The following is a 16,543-nucleotide window of genomic DNA, read 5'->3' on the forward strand; positions in this document are numbered from 1 at the left end:
ACCTGATGGAAAAAGGCGAGTGCATCCTCTATCCCTGTTATTTTAATGCGGCCCTTTCCCGGGCGGAAGGCCGCCGGGTCCCGCGCAACATCGCGGCAAAAGGCCCGAATGCAAACGATGTCGAGAGGGCGCTCAGGCGCCTTGGGATAGCCTGCCAGGCAGAGGAGCACCACCACCCGGCCCACTGGGCCCGGCACGAGGGCCGGATCATTGCCACATATACCGGGAAAAAAGAGGCACTTATCAAAAAAGTAGCCCGGGCCATTGAGGTGCGGAAATGAACGGGCTGTACGATCTCCATACTCACACGATCCTTTCTGATGGCGAGATGCTTCCGACAGAACTGGTGCGCCGGATGGCCGTGATCGGGTACACCACTGTAGCCATCACTGACCATGTAGATACCTCCAACGCGGTATCGGTTGTAAAAACGCTCCTTGATGTACAGGAATCAGCCCGGCTTTTCGGCGTCCGTCTCCTCTGCGGGGTCGAGATCACGCACGTTCCCCCGTCCCAGATCGCCGCCGTTGCCCGGCAGGCGCGGGACGCGGGTGCGGAGATCGTTGTTGTGCATGGGGAGACCACGGTTGAACCGGTGGCACCCGGCACCAACCACGCGGCCTGCGCCTGCCCTGAGGTGAATGTGCTCGCCCACCCGGGACTTATCACCCGCGAGGATGCAAAGCTTGCGCAGGAGAACGGGATCGCGCTCGAGATTACGTCCCGTGGCGGGCACAACCGGACAAACGGCCACGTGGTCAGGATCGCCCGCGAGGTTTCATGCCAGCTCGTGGTGGACTCGGATGCGCACGCGCCGCACGATCTCATGGACCGGAGCGCCAAGGAGAAAGTGGCGATGGGGGCCGGGCTGACTGAGGAAGAAGCCGCCGCTATCATCTCTTTAAATATCGACAAATTCCTCGGTTTCTGAAATTTCTATTTATACTTTCACGCAATGGTTAAATACAACTAAGTCTCACATATATAGATTACTAAATTACTTTAGTACTTTGTATACCCCCCCGAGGTTGCTTTACGTGAAAGTTGTTGGCCGAGCGATGAGCACCTATGGAAAAAGGATGCTCGTTATCCAGTGCGACGCCGCTCAGCTCCCGGGGTTGTATAGCGAAGTGATGGACCGGAGGACAAAACCGGTGGGAAAGATCACAGACCTTTTCGGGAACGTGAAAAACCCCTATGCCCTTGTCCTCTGCCGAGGCCCGTGCAGCGTACAACCGGGCGAGAAACTCTTTGCGCGGGAATCCCCCGTCCCCGCAAAGACCCGGACAGGACCGGTCTGGTCGAAAGCAAGATAATGATGGTGATGCCGGATGCAGGAAGTAGAAAAACTCAAACTTCTCCAGAGTGAGCGGGAAGCGCTCAAATCGCGTATAAAAGTCAAGGAACAGGAAAAGAAAGCGGAGAACCACACCGAGACAGTCTGCCCGGAGTGCGGCGGCAGGCAGCTGGTGCACGATTACGAACGTGCGGAGCTGGTCTGCCAGAGCTGCGGGCTTGTTATCGATGACGATTTCATCGACCGGGGCCCGGAGTGGCGTGCGTTCGACCACGACCAGCGCATGAAGAGGTCGCGTGTCGGCGCTCCGATGACCTTTACGATCCATGATAAGGGTCTCTCCACCATGATCGACTGGAGGAACCGGGACAGTTATGGCCGGGCCATCTCCTCGAAAAACCGCGCCCAGCTCTACCGCCTCCGCAAGTGGCAGCGCCGGATCCGTGTCAGCAATGCGACGGAGAGGAATCTTGCGTTCGCACTCTCCGAGCTGGACCGTATGGCCTCGGCCCTTGGTCTCCCCAGAAACGTCCGTGAGACCGCGGCCGTGGTGTACCGTGATGCTGTGGACAAGAACCTGATCCGTGGCCGGAGCATTGAAGGCGTTGCGGCGGCTGCACTCTATGCTGCATGCCGGCAGTGCAGCGTGCCCCGTACGCTCGATGAGATCGCAGAAGTGTCGCGTGTCTCACGAAAAGAGATCGGCAGGACGTACCGGTTTATCTCCCGTGAACTGGGCTTAAAGCTCCTCCCGACCTCGCCCATCGATTACGTGCCCCGGTTCTGCTCCGGTCTCACCCTCAAGGGCGAGGTCCAGAGCCGGGCAGTCGAGATCCTGCGCCAGGCCGGCGAGAGGGAACTCACGAGCGGCCGCGGACCGACCGGTGTTGCGGCAGCTGCAATCTACATCTCCTCCATCCTTGGCGGCGAGCGGCGCACCCAGCGCGAAGTAGCGGAGGTGGCCGGGGTAACCGAAGTTACCATCCGGAACAGGTACAAGGAACTGGCAGAGAAGCTCGACATCGAGATCATCCTCTGATTTTTTCTTTTTCCCGCGGTTTTACAAGGAGTACAGCAATAACTATATTCCATCCGCAGGAGAATTGTAATACCGCACTGGGCTCGTAGATCAGGGGTAGATCGCTACGTTCGCAACGTAGAGGCCGCGGGTTCAAATCCCGCCGGGTCCATCCTGTTTTAATTTAAAAAATGCAATCCTTTTCGTATTCTCTCCTGCGGGGAAAATCCTGGTACCAGCGGCAAATCAGCTATTTCTCCCGGGCCGTCACGGATCCTTCCGGGTCCGCACCCGCTCCGGTCCATTTCGGGTTTCCCCACGTGATATTGAAGACATTGTTGATCGCCCGGGTCACCATATCGTTTGCCACCCAGAGCGCCACCACATTCTCCCGGGCCGCCATCCCGGCCTCGGGCAGGGGAAACATCATGAGCATCTCCTTGTTGTCGATGGTAAGCGTCCGGATAAACGGCTCCGGCGCCACCTGGACATCGCTTGTCACCTGCGAAAAGGATTCGTACACGTCAACAAGCATGTCTTTTGTCCGGACCGGGTTGTTGGATGAGATCCGGATCACGACACCCCGGCGTTTTGCCGCCGCCACCTGGCCCTTGATTGGCGCGAGTTCCTCCGGGTAATAGAGCGTCCCAAAAAGGTACAGGCTGGCCCGTGCCCGCCCCATCATCTCAGCAGTTTTGACCGCAATATTATCGATACCCCGGATGATGCTTGCTTTTGGGATCTCGGTTTCCGTGCGTTTCTCGTACTGCATGGTAAACTCGGTTTCCAGCCGGTCGATCTCCGCAACGATCGCTGATTTACGCCTGCCAATAGCTTCACTCGGACAGACTGGCGATATTTTCCCCGGCCTGCCCTTTTCGACCCGGATCCAGTCCTGTGCTTCCAGCCGTTTTATCGTCTCGTAGATCTTGGTCCGGGGAATTCCCGCTTCCTCGGCAAGAATAAACGGTGTCGTGCTGCCGATCCTCATCAGGACTGCGTAGGCCTTTGCATCATAGGTTGAAAGCCCGAGCGTCTGGAGGAGCGCAATTGTCTTTGGGTCGCTGGTCATCCGTACCACACTATGATATATACCCTCATATAAGTTACAAAATTATTATCTGCCCGACAGGATAATTCACGATCGTAATACAAAGGAGATCCACGATGTCGAGTGTTGAAGAGAACATGCGTCTGATGCAGACGCTGGATGATGCCTGGAACGCCCAGGATTGGGCAACATTTGAGAAACGCCATGCAAAGGATGTTGATGTCTTTTGGCCGGCACAGGCAGATCCGACCCATGGCCGCCACTCCCACAAGGATGAAGCGATTGCCTTCTTTAAGATCTTCCCGGACAACAAGGTCGGGAACCGGCCGTATAAGATATTCTTCGGCCAGGGGGACTATACGTGCTCTGTCGCCGAGTTCACCGGCACTTTCAAGGGCCCGATGACCACACCTGATGGGAAAGTGATCCCGCCAACAGGCAAATCCTTCAAAGTCGAATTCTGCACGGTTGCCCACTGGAAGAACGGGGAGATCGTAGAGGAGAAACTCTTCTATGACAAGATCGCCTTAATGCAGCAGATCGGGCTGATGTAAGACAGGCCACAAGGTCCTGCCCACTGTACGAGAAGACACCTGTTTTTTTTTGACCAGATCATGACCGACAAGAAAAAACCTGCACCGGAACAGAAAGACGAGATGAAGATCACCGTTACAAAGAACGGTCCCTATATTGTTACCGGGGGCGTCCCGCTTATCCGGATGGAGATCTGCAATGATGATGAGGGCTATTGCCGTACATGGCGGGAAGTGGAACGCTTTTCCGTTCAGGAAACCTATGCCCTCTGCCGGTGCGGCCATTCGCAGCACAAACCGTTCTGTGACGGGACGCACGCGAAGATCGGTTTTATCGGTACCGAGACCGCGGGAAGCGAGCCATATCTCCGGCAACCGCGGATCATAACGGGGCCCGAGCTTGAGCTGCTCGACTACGAGAACCTCTGTGTCCATGCCCGGTTCTGCATGCGGGCCGGGGGAGTCTGGAACCTCACCGAAAACTCGGACAACCCGGCTGCAAAGGCAACTGCCATTGAGGAGGCCTGCAACTGTCCCTCGGGACGGCTCGTGATCCGCGATGCGGAAACAGGAAAAGCCATTGAGCCCGAACTGGAAAGATCGATCGTGCTCATCGAGTACCCGCCCCGGGAAGAACACGGCCCGCTCTGGGTACGGGGCGGCATACCCGTGGTATCGGCCGAGGGGAAGCCGTACAGGATCCGTAACCGGCTTACCCTTTGCCGGTGCGGGAGATCCAAAAACAAGCCGTTCTGCGACGGGAGCCATATCCAGCATTGAGGAGAGAATTGTTAAACGGAGTGAAAAACATGGGATTTGTCAAAGTTGCAAAAGCAGATGAGATTGTGCCCGGTGCCATGAAACACGTGGAGATCGGGGAGACAGAGATCTGCATCGTAAATGTTGAGGGTGTGTTTTATGCAATCGGGGACCGGTGCGGCCATGAGAATGCCCGGATGTCCCGCGGCTCCCTGATGGGAACGATCGTCACCTGCCCCATGCATGCCTCGCAGTTTGACGTAACCACCGGGAAACTGATGTCCGGGCCGGTCCTGGAACTCGACGGGATCGCAGAGAAGTTTTCCGGCTGCCCCGAGAACGTGAGAAAATCGGTGGGAGAGATGTTTGCCGGTATCGTAGAAGAACAGCGCCTGATCAAGACCTACGATCTTCCCGTCTACAACGTCAAACACGAGGGCAGCAATATCCTCGTCGACATCAGCGCCGGCAGGTAAGATCCGGCATCCTTTTTCCTATTTTGCGGTGAGAATCTTAACTTCGCTCTCCAGCGTCTCCTTAAGCCGCTGCACTGCCTCGTCAAGGCTGTTTGTGGTCGTAACCGTGAACTGGTTATCCGTCTTCACATCGTGGTACGTCACGATGTAATCGATCTGGCCGTCCTTTGCTTTCTTGGGTTCGATGATCAGTTTTACCATGGGATCGCCCGGGTCCTTCCGGGGAGATCACACCCTGTTCCCCGGATCTGATCACAACTTTTGCCCGGGAAATAATAAAACACTCCGGAGCCGGCAAAACCCGCCGGGCCGGGGCGAAACTATCAACACGGAGACCGGCCAACCATGATCCCGGAAAGGAGATCTCTGTTATGGCAAATCTCTCCCCCTCCCCGGTTGCGTGTGCCGCGTTACTCTGTGCCGCCCTGTTCCTTGTGATGCCGGGGTCTGCGATCACTGCTGCGGTGTACGGGGGTACCGCAGGATTAAACACGAGCCTCCACCAGGACGAATTTGTTGTGGCCTGCTCGCTTCCCGGCCTTGCGGGGCCCGAGCTCGACGGAGACCTGTCCTGTTTTACCAACGCGTCCACGGAAGTCATCATCCTTGGCGGCGACCCGGGATTTTCCAGTAGTTCCGCCTCGGGCATCATCAATGCAACAGCGGCCGGCAGGATCCTTCTTTTGAGCGGGGACGATCTGGACCGGTTTTCTGATATCCTCCCGGTGCAGTCTTCAGGTACCTCCCCGGGCAGTCCGGCACTCATCGTAAGTGACCCGAATGCCACGCTCTCTGCGGACCTTTTTGCCGGCCTGCCCGGCCAGTACCCCAACACCACGCCGGTCTCCACGCGGGAGTCATTTGTGGCGCGTTCCGGTGCTACCACCCTGCTCTCGTTTGAGAACGGAGATCCGGCACTTGCCTTTGCCCCGTACGGAAACGGGTATGTTGTTGCATGGCTGCCCCCTGCAGATACGGCGTACCTCAACAGTACGGAGGCCGACCGGGTAAACGAGCGCCTGGTCACCCGGCTGCTGGCGCTGCGGACCGGGATTCCCGCGGTTACGATAACAACTGCCGGCACAAATGCCACGACCTCTGCCACTCCGGTGGCAAATGTCACCACCACTCCTCCGGCCCAGGGGTATGTCTTTGTCTCTTCAACGCCCGGCGGGGCCAATGTGTACATCGACAATGTGTATGAGGGGATCACCCCGGTAAACCTGAGCACGATCGCTCCCGGGACCCATGCACTCCGGCTCACGATGAGCAGCTATGCGGATTACGGGACAACAATCACAGTGGCCGGGGGAAGCACGGTCGCAGTCTCCGGATCGCTTGCAGATCAGAACCTGACCGCAGCTACACCGGCAGCTACAGTAACACCGGTCCCGACCGATACTGCATCGTTCTGGACGAGCACCTCTGTTCTTGCTGCGCTGATCGGAAGCATTGCCGCAATCATCGGGGCGGTTGCAACGGTGCACTCCCTCTATCGCAAGCATCCGTAGAATTGACCGGGGCTTCCTTCTTTTTCCTGCCGATCAGTAACAACTATAAGCATGCCGCAGAAAAAGTATATGCCGCATACGAGGGCTCGTAGATCAGGGGTAGATCGTCACGTTTGCAACGTGAAGGCCACGGGTTCGAATCCCGTCGAGTCCATCATTTTTCCTGAAAATTTAAAAAAAAAATTAATCGATCCAGTCGAGGAGCTGGGTTTTACTCGCCTCGCTTTTCTGGATCAGCTTCCGTTTGACCTTCTGCACGGCCGCGTCCGCGGGGGAGGGTGGAAGCGGGGCTGGTGCTGCGGCGGCTCTTTCGAATTTTCCGTAATCGAGAAGCCCGTCATCGGTCTCGATCTCGTGGAGGGCAGCCGGTGCTTCAGCCTCGTGCACCGGTTCCGATGCAGCCGGCGGGACGTACTCCCGGGCAAGAGACGCCGGCGGCTCCTCCACCGGTGCCGGATCAGGGGTGATGAGCGGCGGGGCAATGGATTTTGCCGGAATCGGGTCGTGGGACGGCAGCTGCACGGTCACCCGGATCCCCTCTGCCCGCTGGATCAGAAAATCGACAAAGTCCTCCACCTCCCGGCGCTGTTCGGCCGTGAGGTGGTCCAGCTTGCTTTCCAGCGTATCCATAACGTGCAACCGGCTCCTTTATCCACTATTTTTTATTGTTTGTATTTAAGCAAACTGCGCCGGCGAGGAGGTTACCAGCGGTGCTGGTACCCGCGTTTCTCCATGGGCCTGCCATCCACGAGCACGGACCTTTTCTCTGTGACCGTTCCGATCACCGTGCAGGGGACTCCTGCAACCGGGTACCGGTCCGGGGCAATCGTGAAGATCAACTCGTAATCACCGCCGCCGTACAGAGCGAGCTCGCGTGCCTGCGGTTCCGGGACCTCGTCCGGCCGGGGAACGAACGCCGAATCTATGGCAAAACCGCACGTGTTCACGCTCATGAGATCGTAAAGCGAGAGGGCGATCCCATCGCTGTCGTCCATCATCGCCGAAACCCCGGCACGGGCAAGTGCCTGTCCTTCGGCAACCCGGGGCTGCGGCTCAAAAAGTGCTTTCTCGAACTGTTTATAGCCGTCGAGCCAGGCCTGTGCCTGCCCGGGAACCCCTGTGATGCAGACAAGATCCCCGGGCCATGCCCCTTCGCGCCGGGCAAGATCCCGGCGGGAGGTAAGCCCGAGGCCGGTCGTGACAACCGTGAGTTCCCCGTGACGGTCAATATCGCCGCCGACGATCTGTGCGCCAAAGCGCGTGCAGCAGTCCTTTGCCCCCTGCATCACACCGGCGAGCTGCTCCCAGCGGTCAAGACCCACCGCGATGAGTAGATACTTCGGCGCCGCGCCCATGCTCGCAATGTCGCTGATGGTGACCGCAGCGCTCATCCAGCCGATCTGCCAGTCGGTCATGCCGTCCACAAAGTCGGTTGTTTTATGGAGCATATCTGTCGTGGCCACCATCACCTGGTCGCCGCACGGGAGGATTGCGCAGTCATCCCGGCAGTTTTCCTCGCCCACGATCCTCATCACGGTCTTTAAGAGTTCACGGTCGTCCATCGTTCCGGCCCCCGCCTTTTTTTACTTCCTTACCCCGTTCGCTCTTGTACTCCTTGAACATGTGCTCGATCCGTGAGGACTCCTTCTCGCGGACAAACTGCGCCTGTTCTTCCTGCCAGCGGGAAATGGCCGGCCCGATCCGGTCTTTGGGAGCAAGGCCCTGCCTGCCCTTTACCTGAACCGCGGTCTCTGAAGAGGTGAGGAGCGGGATGCCCGCTTCACGAAACGCGGCACCCATCTGCACGTCCCCTTCCCCGCCTCCCGGGGTGATCAGGGCCCGGACTTTTGCTTCGGCAAGGTCACGGACCACACTCTTTCCCCACCCTCCCGTGCGCTGCACGTACACGATATCGCCTTCGTGCACCCCGGTATCTCCGGTAAGCCGACGCAGGCCCTCGCGGGTGAGTGCATCGAGCACTTTTACCGGCTGCGCCTCACCATCCACCGAGAGCTCGGCATAGGTCCGGATCCGCTCCACCCTTTTTGCAAGCGTCCGCCCGTGCCGCTCCTCCCGGCGCAGCCTTTTTTTGAGGCTTGCGATGATCGCGTCCCTTTTTGCCACTTCGGCATCTTTGGCGAGTTGCACGGTCCGGTCATCGTGCACGGTCCGGAGCCGTCCCTGGAGCCGGTGGATCTCGTACTCCTTTGCCTTGACCTCTTCCTGGAGCTCATCAACGTACGTGCGCAGGCGCTTGACCATCCCGTCCAGCACCCGGACCCGATCATCGTGCCGGCCCCCCTCGCCGGCCGGGGCTGTGGGGGCTTCCTCTGCTGGCGCTGCTGACGGGGCCACCGCATGCATCTCCACCAGTACCTGGTCGAGCGCCTGGCCCCGGATTACCCGGGCCCGGACCTCATCGAGATCGTGGCCGGGAGGTACTCTCTTGATGAGGTTCCGGAACTTGTGCTGGTACTGCACGCTTGCATCAAGAGCAGCGGAGAGGGCATCGCGCTCGTGGACATTTGAGTACGGGTAACCGGCCGTGAGTGCCAGTTTTGTCTCAACCGGCGTATCCTGGTTTGGCGTGTACGCCACTGCCGAGAACGCCCTCCGTATCTTCTCTACCGTGTGCGGCATCTCCTGCACATCAGAAGCGATCACCAGCGGTTTTCCCGCGCGGTACAGGGCCTCGATCACACCGGACATGTTCATCTGCCGGGAACTCTCCAGGTGCAGGAGATTGCCATCCAGATCCAGTGCCGCAATGGCCGTGGTGGTGCCGGGATCGATACCCACGATCATGTACCGTGGCTTTCCCGAAAGCGGCCGGAACCGGATCCGTTCGAGCTTTTTCCCGCTGATCCTTACCTGGACGTCTGCCCCGCGGTACGTGGAGATAGGGACCTGGCCCCGGGCGGCAAAGACCCGGAAGAGCACCCGGCTGCACCCGCCAAAGGCTTTGGTCTCCTTCTTCTCGTACCGGAGCCCTGTTGCGGCAAGCTGCATCTCGATCTCGCGCCCCTTGAGCTGGACAGCGCCATGGATCTTTCTCACGTACCGGTTCTGGCTCCACCCGCCCCGGCCGGGCGAGCGGTGCCGGCTTACTACGACTTCACTTTCGTTCTCGAACGCGATGACCTCTGCCCCGGCCCCAAGGGCTGCCACCCGGGCCGAAGTGCGGGCCTCGGCAAAGGGGTCGAACCGGTCAAAGCTGATGTTGAACCGGGCCGCAACCTTCCCGAGCGTCTCCTTCTTTTCGCCACCGGTCACCTGCACGAGCTTTGTCTGCGGGGGCAACCCTTGTAAAAAGAAGAAGAGTTCGTGCTGGTCGGTCGCGATCTCCTGGATGCTGTCAACGGCAAGGATGTCGGGCCGCTCTTCAGAGAGGAGCCGGAAGAGCCGGAACATTGAGACCGTACCTTCGCTTACAATCTCGCTTTCTTCCAGCCTGACGAGCGCGTACATCGGCCGGCGGGACCGCGAACGCACCGAGCCTTTGACAATATCGATCCCAAATACACTCAGGCGGTCACGCATCGCAGGGTTTCCCCGGGGTCATACGCGAGTTTGTACTTCCGCACAAAGAAGGCAAGGATATTGGTGATATCCCGTTCAAGGGTTGCGGCGGCATTGGGGTGTGTTGTCTCCATCCACTGCGGCCAGTCGATGATCACGGGACGGTCGTCCTCCATGAGGATATTGAACTCCGAGAGGTCTGCGTGGATCACCCCAAGCTGGTACGCGGCCCGCACGTTTTTGAGGACAGCATCCAGCGTTGCCGCCGGGTCAGAGAGTTTGCACCGGGCAAGGCTCGGGCCCTCGATCTTTGCCATCACGACTGCATTCCGGTTCTGGGCCACGGGAAGCGGGACGGAGACCTTCGGGTGGAGGGCATTAAGAGCCAGGTACTCGCGTTCGGCCGATAGCCGGGAAGCAAGGAGCCAAGGGCAGCTGCCGGTCTCGGGAAGATACTCCCGGTTGAGCCGGGGCGTGTTAAACGAGCGCTGGCCCACCCGGTGGAACTTGATTGCCACCGGCCCAAGGCCCAGTGCCTCGTGCACCACCGATTCCTTTCCCTCGCCAATCTTTGCCCCCAGGGCCGAGATGGCTCCTTTTTTTACCAGGGTCATGAGGGCGAGCGTATCGTATCCGCCAAAAACGAGCGCGTAGCCGTCATAGGGCACGGGGTTAAACCGGACCATGCCCCACTGGATCAGCCGCGAGAGCCGGTAGTTGACCTCGGACTCGGAGAGGCCGGTTGCCTGCTCCAGGCTTTCGAGCGGCACCCACTCATACCGCTTCATGGACCGTTCGAGGGCGGTAAGAATCGCCTTCTCGTACTTGTGCAGGCTGCGGATGCGCTCGGGGGCAACGACCATAGGTACCAGTGTGGTTATGTGGCAGACTATAAAATCATGGGCACGGTGCATACCGGCGTCACGAGCACAACTTTAAACATCTTCCATTTGCCAGATAAGAAAAGGATTGGTCACCCATGCAGTGCAGCGCATGCCGGCGCGAGGCCATTGTTTTCCAGCCCTATTCGGGAAAACATCTCTGCCCGGTGCATTTTACCCGTGACCTGGAGGCAAAAGCCAAGCGCACCATCCGCACCCACGGCTGGCTGCGCCCGGGAGATACTATCGCGGTAATGCTCGAAGGGGATGCAGCGAGCGCCGGCCTCCTCTTTTTTCTTTTTGGCCTGATCAGGAACCGGCGGGATATCCGGCTTTGCGCGATAACTGTTGACCCCGGAATATCCGGATCCCCGGTCGCAGAGCGGGCCCGGGCGATTGCAGAGGGGCACGGCATTCCCTGGTTTACCGGCTCACTCGCAGAGCGGTACGGAATTACGCTGGACCGCCTCATCCAGGATGAGGGGCAGGATGCGGCGGCCCGTGCCTGCCGGGTGCTTACAACCGATCTCCTCAGTGAGATCGCGGAAAGTCACGGGGTTACCCGGTGCGCCATTGCCACCTCGGTTGACGAGATCGCGGAGGGGTTCTTTTCCGACCTCCTTACGGGTACCCCGGAGCAGACTATCTTTTCCCGAAAGTCCGTGGGGAGATCCGGGATCCCGGTTATCCGGCCATTTATAGAAATTCCGGCAGCGGAACTGGAGCGCTACGGACAGCTGCATGTCCCCGGGAACTTCCTGCCGGCGGCTCCCTGCACCGGCACAAGCGGTTTTGCGCGCGATGCAAACGAAGCTCTCAACACCTACAACAGCCGGCATCCGGCCGCACGGTTCGCACTTGCAAATCTTGCCGGGACCCTTTCCGGGATTGCATCAGATCACCCTTCCACTTGCCCGGCATGCGGTGAACTACAGAGCGCCGGGGGCTGCCCGGCATGTGCCATCCGGGAAAAGTACAGGAGGGGCACTGCATGAGATCGCGCCAAAACGTGATCTGGCGAATCGTCCACACCTCGGCAAAGATGCGGGTCCTGCTCTATTTTGTGCTCTTTGTCCTGCTGATCGCAATCCTGACCGTGACCTTCCATGGGTTGTATCCCGAGTTCGAGGGCAGATCTGTTGACTGGGCCCAGTCCCTGCTCTTTGTGATCGAGACCCTCACGACCACCGGGAGCCTGATCACGTACCACTCGGACGCGATGATCCTCTTTGCAACGGTCACGATGCTCTCTGGAGTGATTATGCTTTTCATGGTCATCCCCCTGATCCTCACGCCGTACCTCGTTGCCGTGCTCCGCTCGGGGCCGGCGCGCCGGACACCTCACCCCTTGTACCACCACACCGTTATCGTGGGAAACGGGGAGCTCTCCCGTGCGCTTGTCGAGAGCCTCTCGCTTTCGGAAAAAGAGATCCTGATTGTGGAGGAGGATGAGAAAGCAGCACGCGATCTTGCGCAGCGGCACCTGAGAAGGGCGTTTGTCATCTGGGGAGAATACGACGACCCGCAGACCTGGGAGCAGGCATGGATACAGAACGCAGACTTTGTGATCCTCTGCGAAAACGAGAGGACAACAGCAAGCATCATCCTTGGGATACGCGGGATCACCAGGGCGCGGATCATCTCGATTGTGGACAAGATCTCCTTTGACCGGTACCTGCGCTATGCCGGGGCTGAGTTCGTGCTCTCCCCAAAGCAGGTCACCGGGAGGATCCTTGCCCGGCATGCGGTCCTTAATCCAAGCGGCGACACCGCCTCGCTCATCCCCGGCCTTGACCGGCTCACCATCAACGGCGAGGAGTTCCCGGAGAAAAATCTCCGCCTGATCCATATCCCGGTGATGCCCGAGAGCAAGGTGGTAGGAATGAACCTGGGCGGGGTCGACCTCCCCGGGAAGTACGGCGTCGCGGTCCCCTTCCTCTGGAAGGCGGGCAGGTTTATCCCGCAGCCTGATCCTTCCGAGACGATCGATGCCACGACATCGCTTTTCCTGTTCGGCCGGGCCGACGCGGTACGCCGGGCCGTACACGAGGAACTAGAGGTGGACAAGGCGCAGATCGGCCATGCCGTGATCGCCGGGTTCGGGGACGTAGGGTCATCGGCCTATGCCGAGATGATCGCTTCAGGCATTGCCTGCGTGGTTGTAGACGCAAAGAAGTACAACGTGAACGAGGTTCTCGGGAATGCCGAGAGCGAGGAGATCTTAAACGAGGCCCGGATCGGGGAAGCCCGGTTCTGCATTGTTGCGCTCAACGATGATAACGTCAACATCTTCACCACGCTGATGGCGCGCAACCTCAACCCCGGCATCCGCATCCTTGCCCGGGCAAATGATCCCGCGGCCGTGGAAAAACTCTACCGCGCCGGGGCGGATTACGTTGCACTCCTGCCGCGTATCGGAGGCCAGACCGTGGGGAGGATCGTGCTTGCCGGGACCATCACCATCCTCATCGATCTCCCGGACGGGGAGATCGTGGCGCTCAAACAGGTGCAGCATTCCCGAGGCCTCTCCGTGGGTACTGTTGCTGCAAAGAGCGGCGTACGGGTGCTCGGCCTTGAGTGTCCGGACCGGGTCATGGTCCTGCCTCCCGCAACAGAGCACCTGACGGATGGGGATGCAGTGATCGTTACCGGGACCACCGAACAGTTAAAGAAATTCATCCGCTTATTCTAACAAAGGAGAACCGGATGGCACAGGAACTCGGGTGCAGGATGGGACAGGTCGAACAGATGATCCGGTACGCGTACTGGAACAGCAAATCCCAGGGGATCGTGGTCGGGGTCTCGGGAGGGGTAGACTCGGCGCTTGCCGCAGCCTTCTGCTGCCGGGCAATCGGCCCTGAGAAGGTGCTGGGTCTCTCTCTTCCTGCATCGGTCAGTAACCCGCAGGATCTTTCTGACGCACAGGAACTCTGCGCCATGCTTGGGATGGAGCACCGGGTGGTACTGATCGATCCTATGCTTGCGGCATTCAAAACGATCCCGGGCTTTGTGGAGACCCCCTACCTGCTCGGGAACCTGATGGCCCGGATCCGGATGACCGTGCTGTATTACCACGCAAACCGGGACCACCGCCTTGTCTGCGGCACTTCCAACCGGAGCGAGGCGATGCTTGGCTACTGCACCAAGTACGGGGACAATGCCGCCGATTTCCAGCCCATTGTCCACCTGTACAAGACCGATGTGTACGAGATGGCAAAAGAGGTGAAGATCCCAAAAGCCATTCTCGAAAAGACTCCTTCGGCAGGGCTCTGGGCCGGCCAAAGCGACGAGGGCGAGATCGGCCTTTCCTATGCCGAGATCGATGCGGCGCTCAAAAACCTTGAGGCAAACGGCTGGAAGGCAGGGACACCCTCTGAGGAAAAAGTGCTCTCTCGGGCACAGGCAAATGCCCACAAGCGCCTTGCTGCCCCTAATCTTTTGTCAGTCCCGTAAAAACGTCCGGGTATTTTTCCGGCTCGTTCAAGAATGCGAGTGCATCCCGGTTGCTGACCAGCGAATAGAGCGATCCCGTGCATGCCCGGCCGGCTGCGTCCCTTCCTTTTACTGCTGTGAGATGCCGGACCGGGGGAACTTCCGGATAATGCCGGTTTTTTACGATCCGCCCGTCGTTCATGAGGTAGTATGCCGCCCCGTGCAGGGTCTCGTATTCCCCGTACTCGCTTTCAAACGCGGTGGAGACAAGGTTTGCGAGAGCAAGCGTTGCATCAGGAGAAGGATTGATGGTGATATGGCCGTAGCCCGGCGGGATCGCCACGCGGGCCCCGGTCCCGGCATGGATAAGGACAATATCGTCAAGTGTCCGGGACTGGAGGAGGAAGAAGGCCTCGCCCTGAGTCACTTCGTACAGCTCCGGGTAGCCGGTACCGGCCGGGTCAGCCGGGTGATAATGCCCCTTGGTCTTGACATACTCGCCGCAGAGGTCACGCGGGGGGATGACGGTAACATCGTACCGGAGCCGGTTTTGCGCAAGCCAGCACCGGTCAGGGGCTGACCGGGCAAGATCGCGGTACATGAAATAGAGCGCCCCTGTTTCCGGGCACCGGGGCTCGGCAAGGACGCTCTTCATGTCCCGGACCGTCCGTATCCCGGGGGCCGGGAGTGCCCCGTTCCACCCGGGGGTCATTGTTTCCTCCTCATCACAAAGAAGTAATATCCGGCCGCCGCGATAATGGCGATGGCAGCGACAATTTCAGCAGCCTGTACCAGGGGGGATGTGGGAGGTTTTTGGGTGACGGTAACGTTTGCGGTAAAGGTATCGGAGACCTGGCTGTTATCGAGCTGATCGCGGTACCTGACCTCGGTATCGAGGGGATAGGTCCCGGTTGCGGCATTAGTATCGGCGGATATGGCATAGCGTGCAGTCACGGTTCCACCCGGGGGGATATCGCCGAGATAGGCCAGGGAATCGTCGCTTGAGAGCGGGGCATAGGTGGTGAGCCGTGCCTCGGCGCTCCGCGCGGTGATCGCACCGGTGTTCTGGTAGGTGATAGTGATCACGGTATTTGCACCCTGGACTACCTCTGCCGGGGGAGAGACCACGGCAAAGGTGATCTTGCCGGCCACCGGGATACCCACGGTATCGATCGCGGATGTGACTACGTTACCGTCAGAGTTGGTATAGGTCACTTCCACATCGACCGGATAGGTCTGCTGCTGGGCATTGTCGGAGACCGAGACCTTGTACTGGCAGGTGACCGTGCCATTGCGCGGGAAGTCGCCGATCCAGACGCTGTTATCGGTCGGGTAGATGGCGCTGTCACCATGCTGCAGGATCTGCACGGTTGCTTTGGTCCCATCCTGGTACCCCGTGTTTTTGAGGGTCAGGTTGACATAGCCTTCCGTTCCGACCGCAAGGCCCGACGCCTCGGCGTCCAGTACCGTGACCTGGACCACCGGCTGGATCCGGACCGTGAGCGGAATGGTTACGTTTACCGGTGAATACTCCGGGTTGACCTCGTCGCTTGCCGGCTGGTTTGCCAGGCTGTTCGAGAGATACGAGTACTGCACCTCAAGCGGCAGCGTGTAGGATCCCATGTTCGCATCCGTGGTGATCTTCGCCGTGAACGGTACACTCGTGATCCCGGGACTCGCAAGATCCCCGAGTGCCTGCGGACCGGTCGTGATGTTGATCGGCGCCCCTCCGGAAGTAAGAGATACCGTCAATAACTTCGCGGTCGTGGGTATATCCGCCTGATGCAGCGTTCCCTGGTTGAGGAACAGGACATCTGCAGTCCCGCTGTTCTGGATAACTACCGTGATCGTCGCATCCTCACCGGGCGAAAACTCGTTGGTCCCGGCGATATACGCCGTTATCTGCGGAGAGCCACCGAGATATTTGTCCTGGGCAAGCACCGGCATTACGCAGAGTACCGCCAAAAGTACGAGAATTATCGCACCGGGGGCAAAAAATCTCATGGGAGGATCACGCGCCGAAATTTAAGGTACAATTTCTCCGGGATCCTATAAAGCGATGCAAG

The 16,543-nt window shown here is 59.1% G+C and carries 19 protein-coding genes and 2 tRNA genes; 13 read left to right on the forward strand and 8 right to left on the reverse strand.

Annotation, left to right across the window (positions count from 1 at the left end; genetic code table 11):
• The first annotated feature begins 5 nt into the window (after positions 1 to 5).
• The 5 genes from MBOO_RS12065 to MBOO_RS12085 all read left to right on the forward strand — a co-directional run bounded on the left by MBOO_RS12065 (position 6) and on the right by MBOO_RS12085 (position 2,487).
• Positions 6 to 281 (forward strand): signal recognition particle subunit SRP19/SEC65 family protein, encoded by a 276-nt coding sequence (locus MBOO_RS12065; protein WP_012107883.1) that lies wholly within the window; start codon positions 6 to 8, stop codon positions 279 to 281.
• On the forward strand, positions 278 to 931 hold the full coding sequence (locus tag MBOO_RS12070) for a histidinol phosphate phosphatase domain-containing protein (protein ID WP_012107884.1): 654 nt from the start codon (positions 278 to 280) through the stop codon (positions 929 to 931). Before MBOO_RS12065 ends, MBOO_RS12070 begins: the two co-directional genes overlap by 4 nt.
• Positions 932 to 1,037: 106 nt before the next feature.
• Positions 1,038 to 1,316, forward strand: coding sequence for an H/ACA ribonucleoprotein complex subunit GAR1 (locus MBOO_RS12075; RefSeq protein WP_048068476.1), 279 nt, complete (start codon positions 1,038 to 1,040; stop codon positions 1,314 to 1,316).
• A gap of 15 nt (positions 1,317 to 1,331) precedes the next feature.
• The gene (locus tag MBOO_RS12080) at positions 1,332 to 2,336 is read left to right on the forward strand and encodes a transcription initiation factor IIB (protein WP_012107885.1); all 1,005 of its coding nucleotides are present in this window, start codon (positions 1,332 to 1,334) and stop codon (positions 2,334 to 2,336) included.
• 79 nt (positions 2,337 to 2,415) lie between these two features.
• Positions 2,416 to 2,487, forward strand: a tRNA-Ala gene (locus MBOO_RS12085).
• Positions 2,488 to 2,565: 78 nt separating this feature from the next.
• Here the strand turns inward: MBOO_RS12085 and MBOO_RS12090 are convergent.
• Positions 2,566 to 3,387, reverse strand: coding sequence for a TrmB family transcriptional regulator (locus MBOO_RS12090; RefSeq protein ID WP_048068477.1), 822 nt, complete (start codon positions 3,385 to 3,387; stop codon positions 2,566 to 2,568).
• 95 nt (positions 3,388 to 3,482) lie between these two features.
• Between MBOO_RS12090 and MBOO_RS12095 the strand changes: the two genes are divergently transcribed.
• Genes MBOO_RS12095 through MBOO_RS12105 form a run of 3 tightly spaced genes read left to right on the forward strand, consistent with a single transcriptional unit; the run spans position 3,483 to position 5,134 of the window.
• On the forward strand, positions 3,483 to 3,920 hold the full coding sequence (locus MBOO_RS12095; protein WP_012107887.1) for an ester cyclase: 438 nt from the start codon (positions 3,483 to 3,485) through the stop codon (positions 3,918 to 3,920).
• A 60-nt stretch (positions 3,921 to 3,980) separates the two neighbouring features.
• Positions 3,981 to 4,679, forward strand: coding sequence for a CDGSH iron-sulfur domain-containing protein (locus tag MBOO_RS12100; protein ID WP_012107888.1), 699 nt, complete (start codon positions 3,981 to 3,983; stop codon positions 4,677 to 4,679).
• A gap of 29 nt (positions 4,680 to 4,708) precedes the next feature.
• The gene (locus MBOO_RS12105) at positions 4,709 to 5,134 is read left to right on the forward strand and encodes a Rieske (2Fe-2S) protein (protein ID WP_012107889.1); all 426 of its coding nucleotides are present in this window, start codon (positions 4,709 to 4,711) and stop codon (positions 5,132 to 5,134) included.
• An 18-nt stretch (positions 5,135 to 5,152) separates the two neighbouring features.
• On the opposite strand, the gene MBOO_RS12110 is transcribed toward MBOO_RS12105, so the two are convergent.
• Positions 5,153 to 5,335 carry a hypothetical protein gene (locus tag MBOO_RS12110; RefSeq protein WP_012107890.1) on the reverse strand — a complete coding sequence of 61 codons (183 nt, stop codon included), beginning with the start codon at positions 5,333 to 5,335 and terminating at the stop codon, positions 5,153 to 5,155.
• Between the two features lie 170 nt (positions 5,336 to 5,505).
• Between MBOO_RS12110 and MBOO_RS12115 the strand changes: the two genes are divergently transcribed.
• Together MBOO_RS12115 and MBOO_RS12120 are read left to right on the forward strand one after the other, a co-directional pair.
• Positions 5,506 to 6,645 carry a PEGA domain-containing protein gene (locus tag MBOO_RS12115; protein WP_012107892.1) on the forward strand — a complete coding sequence of 380 codons (1,140 nt, stop codon included), beginning with the start codon at positions 5,506 to 5,508 and terminating at the stop codon, positions 6,643 to 6,645.
• 82 nt (positions 6,646 to 6,727) lie between these two features.
• Positions 6,728 to 6,799, forward strand: a tRNA-Ala gene (locus MBOO_RS12120).
• 29 nt (positions 6,800 to 6,828) lie between these two features.
• Here the strand turns inward: MBOO_RS12120 and MBOO_RS12125 are convergent.
• The 4 genes from MBOO_RS12125 to MBOO_RS12140 form a co-directional block, all read right to left on the reverse strand.
• Positions 6,829 to 7,275 (reverse strand): hypothetical protein, encoded by a 447-nt coding sequence (locus tag MBOO_RS12125; RefSeq protein ID WP_012107893.1) that lies wholly within the window; start codon positions 7,273 to 7,275, stop codon positions 6,829 to 6,831.
• A gap of 71 nt (positions 7,276 to 7,346) precedes the next feature.
• Entirely contained in the window at positions 7,347 to 8,207 is an 861-nt protein-coding gene (gene thiL, locus MBOO_RS12130) for a thiamine-phosphate kinase (RefSeq protein ID WP_012107894.1), read from the reverse strand.
• Positions 8,194 to 10,185: a DUF460 domain-containing protein gene (locus MBOO_RS12135; RefSeq protein ID WP_012107895.1), complete on the reverse strand. Its 1,992-nt coding sequence runs from the start codon at positions 10,183 to 10,185 to the stop codon at positions 8,194 to 8,196. The genes thiL and MBOO_RS12135 overlap by 14 nt, the downstream gene beginning before the upstream one ends.
• The gene (locus MBOO_RS12140; protein ID WP_048068478.1) at positions 10,170 to 11,027 is read right to left on the reverse strand and encodes a serine/threonine-protein kinase RIO2; all 858 of its coding nucleotides are present in this window, start codon (positions 11,025 to 11,027) and stop codon (positions 10,170 to 10,172) included. The genes MBOO_RS12135 and MBOO_RS12140 overlap by 16 nt, the downstream gene beginning before the upstream one ends.
• Positions 11,028 to 11,143: 116 nt before the next feature.
• Here MBOO_RS12140 and MBOO_RS12145 point away from each other — a divergent pair, with 116 nt between their 5' ends.
• Genes MBOO_RS12145 through MBOO_RS12155 form a run of 3 tightly spaced genes read left to right on the forward strand, consistent with a single transcriptional unit; the run spans position 11,144 to position 14,498 of the window.
• Positions 11,144 to 12,040, forward strand: coding sequence for an ATP-binding protein (locus tag MBOO_RS12145; RefSeq protein ID WP_012107897.1), 897 nt, complete (start codon positions 11,144 to 11,146; stop codon positions 12,038 to 12,040).
• The gene (locus tag MBOO_RS12150; protein WP_048068479.1) at positions 12,037 to 13,737 is read left to right on the forward strand and encodes a potassium channel family protein; all 1,701 of its coding nucleotides are present in this window, start codon (positions 12,037 to 12,039) and stop codon (positions 13,735 to 13,737) included. Before MBOO_RS12145 ends, MBOO_RS12150 begins: the two co-directional genes overlap by 4 nt.
• A 14-nt stretch (positions 13,738 to 13,751) precedes the next feature.
• Complete coding sequence (locus tag MBOO_RS12155) at positions 13,752 to 14,498, forward strand: NAD+ synthase (RefSeq protein WP_012107899.1); 747 nt, start codon at positions 13,752 to 13,754, stop codon at positions 14,496 to 14,498.
• On the opposite strand, the gene MBOO_RS12160 is transcribed toward MBOO_RS12155, so the two are convergent.
• Entirely contained in the window at positions 14,476 to 15,189 is a 714-nt protein-coding gene (locus MBOO_RS12160) for a glucose-6-phosphate isomerase family protein (protein WP_012107900.1), read from the reverse strand. The genes MBOO_RS12155 and MBOO_RS12160 overlap by 23 nt on opposite strands.
• A complete protein-coding gene (locus tag MBOO_RS12165) occupies positions 15,186 to 16,481 on the reverse strand; it encodes a COG1361 S-layer family protein (protein ID WP_012107901.1) in 1,296 nt (431 codons plus the stop codon). Before MBOO_RS12165 ends, MBOO_RS12160 begins: the two co-directional genes overlap by 4 nt.
• Positions 16,482 to 16,543 lie beyond the last annotated feature (62 nt).

Source organism: Methanoregula boonei 6A8 (assembly GCF_000017625.1).
GTDB lineage: Archaea > Halobacteriota > Methanomicrobia > Methanomicrobiales > Methanospirillaceae > Methanoregula > Methanoregula boonei.